Annotated in this window: 9 protein-coding genes; 6 read left to right on the forward strand and 3 right to left on the reverse strand. The window is 40.3% G+C overall.

Annotation, left to right across the window (positions count from 1 at the left end; translation table 11 throughout):
- Positions 1-79 precede the first annotated feature (79 nt).
- Both FNT16_RS07905 and FNT16_RS07910 read right to left on the reverse strand, forming a co-directional pair.
- Positions 80-955 (reverse strand): DUF72 domain-containing protein, encoded by an 876-nt coding sequence (locus FNT16_RS07905; protein WP_143871082.1) that lies wholly within the window; start codon positions 953-955, stop codon positions 80-82.
- Positions 955-1,329 carry a DUF2750 domain-containing protein gene (locus FNT16_RS07910; protein WP_143871083.1) on the reverse strand — a complete coding sequence of 125 codons (375 nt, stop codon included), beginning with the start codon at positions 1,327-1,329 and terminating at the stop codon, positions 955-957. Before FNT16_RS07910 ends, FNT16_RS07905 begins: the two co-directional genes overlap by 1 nt.
- Before the next feature lie 161 nt (positions 1,330-1,490).
- Between FNT16_RS07910 and gmk the strand changes: the two genes are divergently transcribed.
- The 5 genes from gmk to trmH all read left to right on the forward strand — a co-directional run bounded on the left by gmk (position 1,491) and on the right by trmH (position 6,122).
- The gene (gene gmk / locus FNT16_RS07915; protein ID WP_221935075.1) at positions 1,491-2,117 is read left to right on the forward strand and encodes a guanylate kinase; all 627 of its coding nucleotides are present in this window, start codon (positions 1,491-1,493) and stop codon (positions 2,115-2,117) included.
- Between the two features lie 56 nt (positions 2,118-2,173).
- On the forward strand, positions 2,174-2,449 hold the full coding sequence (rpoZ, locus tag FNT16_RS07920) for a DNA-directed RNA polymerase subunit omega (RefSeq protein WP_143871084.1): 276 nt from the start codon (positions 2,174-2,176) through the stop codon (positions 2,447-2,449).
- A 385-nt stretch (positions 2,450-2,834) separates the two neighbouring features.
- Positions 2,835-4,946, forward strand: a complete 2,112-nt coding sequence (spoT, locus tag FNT16_RS07925; RefSeq protein WP_143871085.1) for a bifunctional GTP diphosphokinase/guanosine-3',5'-bis pyrophosphate 3'-pyrophosphohydrolase — start codon at positions 2,835-2,837, stop codon at positions 4,944-4,946.
- A 13-nt stretch (positions 4,947-4,959) separates the two neighbouring features.
- Complete coding sequence (locus tag FNT16_RS07930; RefSeq protein ID WP_143871086.1) at positions 4,960-5,352, forward strand: RidA family protein; 393 nt, start codon at positions 4,960-4,962, stop codon at positions 5,350-5,352.
- A gap of 65 nt (positions 5,353-5,417) precedes the next feature.
- Positions 5,418-6,122: a tRNA (guanosine(18)-2'-O)-methyltransferase TrmH gene (gene trmH, locus FNT16_RS07935; RefSeq protein WP_143871087.1), complete on the forward strand. Its 705-nt coding sequence runs from the start codon at positions 5,418-5,420 to the stop codon at positions 6,120-6,122.
- Here the strand turns inward: trmH and FNT16_RS07940 are convergent.
- A complete protein-coding gene (locus FNT16_RS07940; protein ID WP_143871088.1) occupies positions 6,114-9,647 on the reverse strand; it encodes a hybrid sensor histidine kinase/response regulator in 3,534 nt (1,177 codons plus the stop codon). The two genes, trmH and FNT16_RS07940, sit on opposite strands and share 9 nt — an antisense overlap.
- A gap of 174 nt (positions 9,648-9,821) precedes the next feature.
- On the opposite strand from FNT16_RS07940, the gene FNT16_RS07945 reads away from it, so the two are divergent.
- A complete protein-coding gene (locus FNT16_RS07945; RefSeq protein WP_143871089.1) occupies positions 9,822-12,287 on the forward strand; it encodes a two-component system response regulator in 2,466 nt (821 codons plus the stop codon).
- The last annotated feature ends 3 nt before the right edge of the window (positions 12,288-12,290 follow it).

Here is a 12,290-nt window from a genome sequence, read left to right on the forward strand (position 1 = left end):
AGCGGTTTAATATACCTGTTTTATCGCAAGGTGTTTACCATTGTTTTTAATTGGTGCGTAGAAAAGGGGGGGATTCTACTTAAAACAATGCGTTTTGTTGGCCAATATCGAAACTATTAGGCAGCGGGTTATCCGCTGGATAATAACCTAACTCGGCCGTTAGTAGCTCTAACCATAAAGCTGTTAATTGATGGACACCCGCATTGTCTGCGGTATGGATAAATAAGTAAGGTTGTTTATCTTGCTCAAGCCAGTTTTTAAAATATTTTAACCAGATTTTTATATAAGGCAGATTAGCTTGTATATCGGTTTGTCCAACATAACGCACGATTGGATTATTGCCTGTAGATAGCAGGTGTACGGGTACTTTAGGTTTTTTCTGTTGAGCATCTCTAATGGCTTCTGTGCTCGGTCTTTCTGCATGTACTGGACGTGTATCCATCATGATTCGGTCGATCTGGTATTGCATTAATAACTGGTTAAGCTGTTTTTCATTTTCGTCTTTGGCAAAAAAATTGGGGTGCCTTGCTTCTACCGCTAAATCAACTTGCTGGTGATAACTTTCAATAAAACGAGCAAGCTGCGGTAAATACCGCGCAGAAAAGTAGGGGGGCAACTGAATTAATAATTTACCCAATTGCCGTTTTTCAATCAGCGGAGAAAGCAGCTCAATAAACTGCTGCATGTCGGCCTGACAATTCTGCAAAAGTTTTTGGTGGGTGATTTGCGCGGGTAGCTTAAAGCAAAATTTAAAATGCTCAGCTGCCTGCTGTGACCAATTACGCACCATTTCTGCTTTGGGCAAAGCATAGAATGTCGTGTTACCCTCAACACTGCTGTAATGCTGGCTATAAAAACTAAGCGCCTGAGTTTTAGCCAAGGAAGACGGAAAAAAAACATGCTGCCACTGAGTGTGGCTCCACTGTGGGCAGCCGATTAAAATTTTTTGTCGCATTACTGGTCTTGGTAGACACCTGATTCTGCTAAAACACGCGCTAGTTCGACCATTTCAGCTTCAACATTATTTTCGGCATCATCCTGCCAGTCGATGCCAATACGAACACCATCTTTGCCTAACGCTTCTAACCAAAAGTCAAAGTATTCTGCGACTGGAATTGCAGTTGGTTTGTAGTCGGCCCATTCATCTGTACAGGTTGCCTGCGCAGCGGCTTCACTGCTCCATACCAGCAAAACTTCGGTATTTTCAAACTCTAAAGACTCAACAACAACCCAATCTTCTTCTGCTGCATCGGCTGTTAATCCCCAAATTACCTGACTGTCTTTAATTGCATGAGCAAAGTCTAATAATGCTTGATGTGTTTCATTCATGTGTAGCGCCCTTAACCTGATGTAAATGTGTCACCATGATATCTGACTTTAAATTTATTTATATTAATTTTTTACTGTCGTCGACAATAACCTTGCGTAACAAATTGTACTTATTTTTCGCGCAGGTATAAAATGTGTGTTTTTGCTTGGGAATATTATTGATGTTGGTAAATGGCACTTTATACGTGGTTTCGGCACCTAGCGGTGCGGGTAAATCGAGTTTGATCAAAGCGTATTTACAACAATTTGCTGAACAGGCTGCCGTTTCTGTTTCGCATACAACGCGTGCACCCAGACCGGGCGAAGAAAACGCTAAGCACTATCATTTTGTTGAACAAGATGCGTTTAAACGATTGATTGATCAAGATGCCTTTTTCGAATGGGCTGAAGTGTTTGGCAATTATTATGGCACCTCTAAAGCGGCAATTGATGCATTGTTGGCGCAAGGGAAAGACGTTTTTTTAGATATTGACTGGCAAGGTGCACGTCAGGTCAAAAAACAGAGAGCTGATGCGAAAACCGTTTTTATTGCGCCCCCTTCACAAGCAGAATTATTATCACGCTTGCAAAATCGTGGGCAAGACAGTGAAGCGGTTATCAAGCAGCGAATGGCGGAAGCACAAAGTGAAATTTCGCATTACCAAGAATTCGACTATATTGTAGTGAATGATGACTTTGACACTGCATTGGCCGATCTTGCGGCTATTTTACGCGCAAATCGTTGCCTGCAAGCGCGCCAAAGTAAAAAATATCAAGCTTTATTCAGCGATCTCTTGGCGAAAGCTTGATGATAAAGTACACTATTTGCCCTTTTTGTCAGTATTAGTTAAATAGCGGAGTAACTATGGCTCGCGTAACTGTTGAAGATGCAGTAGAACAAGTTGGTAATCGTTTTGACTTGATTCTGGTTGCGGCACGTCGTGCACGTCAAATCGCGTCAGAAGGAAAAGATCCTTTAGTCGAACCAGATAATGATAAAGCAACCGTAATTGCTTTACGTGAAATTGAAGAAGGTTTAATGAGCGCAGAAATTATGGATGCTCAAGAACGTCGCGAAACACAAGAGCAAGAAGCGGCTGAGATAGCAGCTGTTGCAGCGTTTGCGCAAAACCGAGAATAATTCTAACCTGTGCAGTTCGCACCGCGTTAACATAGACCCGGGTTCTAGGGCGTGTTTATCTTTGTTTATAATTTGAGCTGAGAGAAAAAATGGTCTTAGGCAAGGCAGAAATAATGAAGTTTAGTCATCTAAATAAGTTATTTCTAACGCTGCATAAGACCATTTTGGCCTCAGCCCGAAGGGCAATGGCTATTTTAACCCTTAACGGCATTAGAATTCGTTTATTTAGAATGACTAACCCCCACTCATTCTGCTTTGTTAATGATTAAAATAGCCTATTGCTCAAAAATAATACAAAGATTCACACGCCCTAGCACTCGGGTCTTTTGTTTTTGCCGTATCAACCCAATAGTCATTTTATTAAACTGTGGCTGGAATATTGTTAGTGGATTTATTTCGAGACTTAGGTGAATTAGTTCGGACTTATTTGCCAGCAGAGCAAACTGCTTTAATTGAACACGCTTTTATCGTGGCTCGTGATGCACACGAGGGTCAATCTCGTTCAAGTGGCGAACCTTACATAACTCACCCTGTTGCAGTTACTCGTATTTTGGCGCATATGCATCTTGATCATGAAACATTATGTGCAGCGCTTTTGCATGATGTGATCGAGGATACTGAGGTAACCAAAGATGATTTGGCCGAGACTTTTGGCTCTATCATTGCTGATTTAGTGGAAGGCGTTAGTAAGCTAGATAAAATTCACTTTAACAGTAAACAGGAAGCGCAGGCAGAAAATTTCCGAAAAATGATTATGGCCATGGTGCAGGATATTCGGGTTATTCTCATCAAATTGGCTGATCGCACGCATAATATGCGCACGTTGGACGCTTTACGTCCAGATAAAAGACGCCGTATTGCGACCGAGACATTAGAAATTTATGCGCCGATAGCGCACCGCCTGGGTATTCATGACATTAAAAATGAGCTTGAAAATTTAGGTTTTAAAGCAATGTACCCAATGCGTTATCGCGCACTGGGCGCTGCAGTAAAAAGTGCGCGAGGTCATCGCAAGGACGTGATTGAAAAAATCGGCAATGAAATTCGTAAACGTATTGCTGAAACCAATATAGCGTGCGTGGTAAAAGGCCGCGAAAAGCACTTGTACAGCATCTATAAAAAGATGAAGAACAAGGAGTTAATGTTCAATGATGTAATGGATATCTACGCTTTTCGCATCATTGTAGATAACTTTGATACCTGTTATCGCACGTTAGGTGTTGTACATAATCTTTATAAACCGATTGATAATCGATTTAAGGATTATATCGCTATTCCGAGACTCAATGGTTATCAGTCATTGCATACTTCTTTAATCGGGCCGCATGGTATTCCGGTTGAAATTCAGATTCGCACGCATGATATGGAATTAACCGCAGACCGCGGTGTCGCTGCGCATTGGTTGTACAAAGATGGCAATGATACCGGTGGGACAACCGCGCAAGTCAGAGCACAGCGCTGGATGAATAGTTTATTAGAGTTGCAGCAAAGTGCGGGCAGTTCTTTTGAATTTATTGAAAACGTAAAGTCAGATTTATTTCCGGAAGAAATTTACGTATTTACCCCTAAAGGTCGCATAATTGAATTACCGAAAGGTGCCACGCCGGTTGATTTTGCATTTTCTTTGCACACTGATATTGGTTTTACCTGTGTCGGTGCGACGGTTGATAAAAAACCGCTACCATTGAATCAGCCACTAGAAAATGGGCAAACGGTTTATATTGTCACCTCGAAAGGTGCACGGCCAAATGCGAACTGGTTAAATTTTGTCATTACACCTAGGGCTAGATTACGGATTCGTAATTATCTGAAAAATCTAAAAGGTGAAGAATCGGTCGATCTCGGCAAGCGATTATTAAAAGTAGCCTTGGGTGAGGCTGATTTGAATGATATTCCGGATGAGAATATTCAAGCCGTTTTAGCCGAGACTAAAATGCAAACCGTACATCAACTGCTGGCCGAAATAGGTTTAGGCAATTTGATGAGTATGGTGATAGCGCGCAAACTATTAAAACGAGATGATGTAGATGAAGTGCCGCAGTCTTATGTCGAGAAAAAAGTATCGATAAAAGGTGCACATGGTATGTTGGTGTCTTTTGGTAAATGCTGTCGACCTATACCGGGAGATTCGATAATCGGTCATGTCAGTCCGGGTAAAGGTATTGTTGTCCATATGGATTCTTGCCACAATGTCAGAGACCATCATGCCGAGCCTTCAAAATATTTTGCGATTAGTTGGGACAACTCTCCTAATGAAGAATTTCCATGTGCGCTGCGTATTGATTTACACAATGTCCATGGCGCATTGGCAAAAGTGACCAGTGCGATTGCCAAAATGGGTTCAAATATTCAAAGTTTGTACTCAGAAGAAAAAGACAGCTATCTGTATCGGGTTGATTTGATATTAACCGTAAACGACAGAATCCACTTGGCGCAAATTATGAAAAAAGTGCGCCATATTGAAGAAGTTCAGCGCATTGTGCGCCATAGAAGATAAGGCAAAGATTATTATGTCTAAACAAGTTATTTCTACCGATAAAGCGCCTTCAGCAATTGGCACATACAGCCAAGCGGTTAAAGTTGGTTCTACCGTCTATTTATCCGGTCAAATACCTCTTATTCCAGAAAGCATGGAAATGATCACGACCGGTTTTGTTGATGAAGCACATCAAGTATTCAAAAATCTGGCCGCTGTATGTGAAGCAGCAGGGGGGGCGTTAAATGATCTGGCTAAAGTTAATATTTATTTAACAGATTTGGGTAATTTTGCACAAGTCAATGAAATTATGTCTCAGTATTTTGCAAAACCTTACCCGGCACGTGCTGCAATTGGTATTAACCAATTACCAAAAGGTGCTCAAATTGAAATTGATGGTGTGATGGAAATTCCAGGCATTAACTAAAGACTCAATGGGCGGTTATTGATAGCTTAACCGCCCGTATTCAATCCCTACCACTGCATAATATTATGACCCCAGAAAGGCTACAACGTATCAAGCGCATGTTAAACAACCGTCAGACCGATCTGACCGTTTGTTTAGAAGACGTTCATAAAACCCACAATTTATCTGCAATCGTACGGACTTCAGATGCGGTCGGTGTACATTATGTGCATGCGGTGATGAGCAATGATAATCCATTGCGTATGCGCACAGGTACGGCAAGAGGGAGTCAGAATTGGGTTCAGGTGATTCAACACGATAGCAGCCAACGTGCGATTCGAGCGTTGCGCCAGCAAAAAATACAACTTTTGGCGACCAACTTATCTGACCGTTCAGTCGATTTTCGTGAAATTGACTATACCCAACCCACGGCAATTGTATTTGGCCAAGAACGAGATGGGATATCAGATGCGGTTTTGACTGACGCCGATGCGCATATTGCTATACCCATGGTTGGTATGGTGCAGTCGCTAAATGTTTCTGTTGCCAGCGCGCTGGTATTGTATGAAGCGCAAAGACAAAGAGCGGCAGCGGGTATGTATGGTACTTGCACTTTACCGCAAGACGAGCAACAACGTATTTTATTTGAACGTGGCCATCCAATTTATGCGGAAATCTGCAATAACAAAGGCTTGCCTTACCCTAAAGTCGACGACAATGGTGAGATTGACGCCGATGAACATTGGTGGCAACAAATGAAATATAGCAATACGCAAAGCGTATTAGTCTAGCTGAGCATTGTCTATTTCATTCAGTAACTCTGTTGCTGCTAATTTTAAATGTGTTAATTTGGCTGCACTCTCATCTAACGTTTGAAAGTTTTGGTTCTGGCTTATTTGTGCAAGTTTGTAAGCGCCTACTGTCTTGGCATTGTTATGTAAGGATAATAACACTTGTTCTACCGTGCTTTGATCTTTTTGCAGCACAGCGCTTTCCAATTGTTTTATTAGCTTGGGCGTCTCACTTTTAAATATATCTAGGATCCGTTTAAACGCGTTTTTATTGTTCATTAAGCCTTGTAGTGCTGATTTTTTATCCCAAATGCTTTCGGCTTTTGACGGCAGCTTGACATCAAGCGGTTCAGTTGGTTGGTTGACATTATTGACGTTTGGCCGTGTTGATAAATCGGGTGTTTGTTGAAATAGTGCTAAGTAGTGTTCTATCGTTTCTTTAAATATCTCAGGCTGAATTGGTTTGCTGATATAGTCAACCATACCAGCCATTAAACATTTATCTTTGTCACCTGTCATTGCGCCAGCAGTTAACGCAATAACTGGGGTCTTTCTGTGTTGCTCGCCTGCGACACCTGATTTAATTTTTGTTGTTGCAGTAAAACCGTCCATAACAGGCATTTGGCAATCCATTAAGATAAATGCGATTGCGTTTTTTTGATTTTTTAATACTTCTAATGCTTCAACACCGTTGTAGGCAAGTAATAAATCAAATGGATAGTCAGCTAACATACCGGCGACGACAGCGTGGTTAATCTCATTGTCTTCGACCACTAAGATCTTATAACGCTCAGAGGTATTTAGGTTGGGCTTTAATCTGATTGTGGTATCACCACTTAACGCATTGTGCGTGACATGTTGTCTGCTAATGCGTTTTGCCTTTGTTTGATGTTTAATATTTAATTTTCCAAATACTCGAGAAAGATTTAGTGGGGTAATGGGTTTAACAACTTCAATGATATTGAATTGAGTTTGAGATAAACCTGAATATTGGGTGCTTGTTGCATTAGAGTATTGATAGCTGGTGGCAATAATACCTTTATGTGCAGGCTTGGTTTTTATCATAGATGCAATGCTGGATGAGAAGTCTTTTAACTCAATGATATCCACATCGGGAGCGTTTTGTTCGCTGCGATATTTTGCATATTGATCGATATTGTTTAACGCGACAACTTGAGCACCCCATTTATTTAACAGGCGGGTTGTAGCTTTTAGCGATTCAGGATGGTTATCGGCTAAAATAACTTGCGTACCAGAGATATTAATCGTGTTTGCTTCAGTTTCTTCCACTAATGTGAATGGTAATTCAAACGTAAACTTGGTGCCTTGTCCCTTTTTACTTTCTACTGAAATCTTACCCCCCATTAGTTCGCAAAGTTTTTTAGTAATGGACAAACCTAAACCCGTACCGCCAAATTTGCGGGTAATACTGGCGTCTTCCTGAGAAAATGCAGAAAAAATATTGTTAATTTTAGCATCTGATATCCCAACGCCGGTATCTGAGATTGAGCATTCAAATATTCTTTCTGAGTTCATTTTTTGTTTGATATGGGCAAATATAATAATTTCGCCTTGGTCGGTAAATTTAATCGCATTACCTATCAGATTGGTGATGATTTGTTTTAACCTGTGAGGGTCGCCATATACGATTAAGGCTGGCATGTCTGCCAAATCTAAAACGAGCTCTAATCCTTTCTCATGCGCTTTTATCGCCAATGAAGTCGCTAAAATGCTGATAGTTTCAACAATATCAAACTCGATATTTTCAATGTCTAATTTACCAGCTTCCATTTTAGAGAAATCGAGAATGTCATTGATCAATGTTGTCAATGAAGAAACGCTGCTTTCAGCCAGCTCAACATAATGTTGCTGTCTGTCGGTTAAGGTTTCTTGTTTTAGCAATGCTAGCATGCCAAATACCCCATTCATCGGTGTGCGAATTTCATGGCTCATATTGGCGACAAATTCACTTTTGGCTTTGTTCGCTGCAAGGGCTTTATCATGTGCATCTGCCAATTGTTGTGTTCGCTCTTGTACCTTTGACTCTAACTCTGCATTTAGTTTCTTGATTTTATTGGCATACGCAATTTGATCGGAGATATCCCTGACAATCGCAGCAAATTGAACATTATTGGTTTGCGATTTATTGATGGGGGAGAGTGTCATGGCGACATCAATTAAATCGCCGTTGTGTTTTTTGGCTTTTAACTCGAAATAATGTTGTGTTGATTTATCATGGCTTAAGGTACTCAGTGTTTGTTTAGTGATATGAGGGTAACCACTGGCCAGAAAGGTATCAAATATACTGTTACCAATTATGTAGTGTGCTGGATAACCCAACATTTCGCTGGCGGCAATATTCCACTTTGTAACCAAGCCTTGATGATCAATTGCAAATATCGCATCTTTCGAGCTGTCTACAATCGCTTCAAATTCCTTTAACGTGTTGGTTAATTTAGCTTTATTCGCAATGTGGCTTTGATAGAACAAAATGATAGCAATTAAGATGCCCGTTGCGATAAGCACTATACTACTTATTTCATTGCGTCGAGTCGCGACGATAGTGATTAGGTGTGTTTTATCGACAGTGATGACAAGCTGTAAATGTGAGCCTATGTGCGGGGCGTTTAGTGACACGTTTTGCGTGGCAAAAAGTAAAGCATCGTTGTTTGCAACTGTCTGTTGCTGCTCTGATAAATCATCTGATTGTTGAAAACGCGAAGCCCAATTAGCAGACTCAGTTGTATCAAACAAATAGTTATGAATATTATCAGGAAAAGATATGGCGTAACCATGCTGGTTTAACAGATATAGCTGCGTGTTATCTGCTAGGTTTTGCCAAAGTGCCGTAATAAGTTTATCAGCATCATAATTGATTAATACGATGCCAAACAGTTCGTTGTTTGTGTTAAAAACCGGTTTGATTACTCTGTAGGTAAACCAGTAAGGATATTCGACTTTGCCAAATTCTTGATTAAGTGTGATATCAGTGATTAAAATTTCGTTAGGCGATAATTTTTTAGCTTTTTCAAAATATAATTCAGTGTTTTTATGTTGAAGTTGGTTATCAGTGGCAATTGAGATTTTCTGATTGTGCCGAGTGACTCTGACCAGCTCTTTACCTTGATTGGCGATACCTATGTATCTAACTTGTTTGATATCTGGGTTGTTTTCAACATAACTTACAAAAATGGTATTTAACCGCTCTTTCCAAAGACTTAACGGCGTACCATCGTAAGGGTCTATTCCATCGTGTTGCGTGGCACGAAAGATCCCCATTATCGGTGGGGTAGAGTGCAAAAAATTTACTTGCTGGCGGCTTTTTTTGAGTTGATTTTGTAGCAAGTTGGCTTGTGCACGTACTTGGTTATTAATATAAGTTTGATATTCTTGGTATACCGTTTGTCTGGTATTTTTTTCACTTAGTGTAATAAAAACAATGGCAATTGCGATAAGTGCTGCAATAATTATTGAGACAGCTTGATTTTTTAAAGATTGAATTGGCGAATGATTGTCACCGTTCATTTATCGAAGTTCCTTTTTGGATGAATTTAAGCAGAGGCAGAACATCAGGTAAAACAACTGGTTTCTTTAGAGTTTAGAATAGTTAGCATAACTTGCATCCTTAATTCAAAAATTTAACGTACTTAGATGTTAAGCTATTTATCGCAATAAAACGCTGATTTTAAGAAGGTTGTTATGTTTTTAACGCAAAATAATTTGCATGCAGCAACCATACTGGTTGTCGATGACGAAGAAATAAACCGATTAATTTTACAAGAAGCGGTTGCGAACTTGGGGCATGTATATGCAGCTTCTTCTGGTATTGAGGCGATTCGCTTAGCTCACCATTATAAACCTGATCTTATTTTGCTGGATATTGAAATGCCCGGCATGGATGGTTTTGAAGTTTGCAGCCAGTTAAAAAAATCAGTCGAGACGAAAGATTGCATTGTTATATTTGTTACCGGTCATACAGAGCCTGTGTTTGAGGAACGATGTCTATTGGCTGGCGCTGTCGATTTTATACCCAAACCTATTCATTCTTCAGTATGCGCAGCGCGTGTACAAATTCATATTCGATTAATGCGTAGTATGCAAATGTTGTCGATGGCACAGCATTCGTTAAAAACCTTAGTTTCGCAAGTGCCTGTTTTTATCTCGTATTGGTCTGCCAATTGGCATAACGATTATTGCAATGATTTTGAAGGGAATTGGTTTGACTTAACGGCAAACGAAATGTCTTCAATGGCAATTGAAGAAGTGTTCCCGCTGCGCTTGGTATCTTTAGTTAAAAATGCGGCCGATAACGTCAAGGATAGTCCAGAATATTTTGAAGTAACCATTGAGAGACAGCATTTAATTGGCCATGTAAGCATAATCCAAAGTGAGAAAAACCTGCGGTCAAATGGCCACAAAGGTTATCTGGTTACTTTATATGATCAAACGGAACAAAAAAATGCGGAGTTAGCGCTTTTTGAAGAAAAAGAGAGACTTAAAGTCACGTTGCAGTCAATTGGTGATGCGGTCATTGTGACCGATATTGAGGGAAAAATTACCTTTATGAATCCAATTGCAGAGCGGATGACTGGGTGGTTGGAAAAACGAGCAACAGGCAAGCCTATTGAAGAGGTGATGGAATTACGCGATCCTGATACTAACTATATGATGAGCAATCCCATATATTTAGCGTTAGATGAAAAACGCTCGGTGGCAATGGCGTTAAACTGTCAACTGAGATCTGCTGATGGCAACATATATCGGGTTGAAGATTCAGCGGCACCCATTAAAGATGCAAATGGTGAGATTCGTGGCGCTATTATTGTTTTCCATGATGTCAGTGAGGCCATGACAATGGCTATGAAAATGAGTCATTTAGCAAACCATGATCAGCTGACTGACTTACCGAATCGAACCTTGTTATACGATCGTTTATCTTATGCGTGTAATGCTGCGACTAAAAAAAATGAAAAAGTTGCATTCATGCTAATAGATATTGACCATTTTAAAGTATTAAATGACTCGCAAGGCCATCAAGTTGGTGATCAACTTTTGCGGCAAATGGCGCAAAGGCTTAGTGACGTTATTAGCAGTGATTGGACGCTGGCGAGGCTCGGCGGTGATGAATTTGTTTTGCTTGTACCTCAGCTTAAACAACTGGAAAGTGTCGCCAGTATTTCTAATTATGTGCATGAAATATTGGAGAAGCCTTTTATTATTGATGATCAGGATATCCAAATAAATGTCTCCATTGGTGTAAGTATATACCCAGATGATGCTCAGGATCATGATACCACCATGCGTCATGCGGATGTTGCCATGTATAGAGCAAAAAATGACGGGCGCAGACATACTTGTTTTTTCTCAGAAGAATTGGAGAAACAAATGGTACAGCGCTTTAAATTGGAAACTTATATTCGCGAAGCGCTGAAAAAACAGACATTGATGGCGTATTTTCAACCGAAAGTCGATTTAATAACCGGTCGGGTTACAGGGGCGGAAGCTTTGGCGCGTTTGAAAGGGAGTGATGGACAAATTATTTCGCCAAATGAATTTATTCCACTGGCAGAAGAAGCAGGATTGATTCAAGAGCTCGGCAGACAAATGATTGTAATGTCTTGCCAGTGTATTCAGAAGCTACTGGCTAGTAATATCCGTTTACCGATATCAGTCAATGTAACCCCTGCACAATTTGCCGCATCGGACTTTATCAGTACAGTACAAAATATCATATCCGATTATAATATCCCGTCGCACTTGATTGAGTTGGAGTTAACCGAATCAGCCTTGGTGGATGATTCGGATGATGTGTATGAAAGGCTAAAATCCTTTAAAGATGTTGGCATTGCGATTTCAATTGATGATTTCGGTACTGGATATTCCAGCTTGTCGTACTTAAGAAAATTTGATTTAGATGAGTTGAAAATTGACCAATCTTTTATTCGTGATATGCATGAAAATGCGAGCAGTGAGGCAATTGTAAAAACTATCATTTCTTTGGCAACCGCGATGGAATTAAATTTAGTAGCAGAAGGTATTGAATTAGAGGTGCATAAACTACGTCTGATTGAATTAGGTTGTAAGAAAGGGCAAGGTTTTTTATTTTCCCGACCCGTACCTGAACCTATGTTTATTGAGTATGTGCTCGCCAAGCATAGCCAATAGCCG

Source organism: Catenovulum sediminis (genome assembly GCF_007289895.1).
Lineage (GTDB): Bacteria > Pseudomonadota > Gammaproteobacteria > Enterobacterales > Alteromonadaceae > Catenovulum > Catenovulum sediminis.

What these genes read in the sequence shown, in the direction of transcription:
- trmH (WP_143871087.1), top strand. Translation starts at nt 5,418, where the DNA reads ATGACCCCAGAAAGGCTACAACGTATCAAGCGCATGTTAAACAACCGT.
- FNT16_RS07945 (WP_143871089.1), top strand. Translation starts at nt 9,822, where the DNA reads ATGTTTTTAACGCAAAATAATTTGCATGCAGCAACCATACTGGTTGTC.
- rpoZ (WP_143871084.1), top strand. Translation starts at nt 2,174, where the DNA reads ATGGCTCGCGTAACTGTTGAAGATGCAGTAGAACAAGTTGGTAATCGT.
- FNT16_RS07940 (WP_143871088.1), bottom strand. Translation starts at nt 9,647, where the DNA reads ATGAACGGTGACAATCATTCGCCAATTCAATCTTTAAAAAATCAAGCT.
- FNT16_RS07930 (WP_143871086.1), top strand. Translation starts at nt 4,960, where the DNA reads ATGTCTAAACAAGTTATTTCTACCGATAAAGCGCCTTCAGCAATTGGC.
- FNT16_RS07910 (WP_143871083.1), bottom strand. Translation starts at nt 1,329, where the DNA reads ATGAATGAAACACATCAAGCATTATTAGACTTTGCTCATGCAATTAAA.
- gmk (WP_221935075.1), top strand. Translation starts at nt 1,491, where the DNA reads ATGTTGGTAAATGGCACTTTATACGTGGTTTCGGCACCTAGCGGTGCG.
- FNT16_RS07905 (WP_143871082.1), bottom strand. Translation starts at nt 955, where the DNA reads ATGCGACAAAAAATTTTAATCGGCTGCCCACAGTGGAGCCACACTCAG.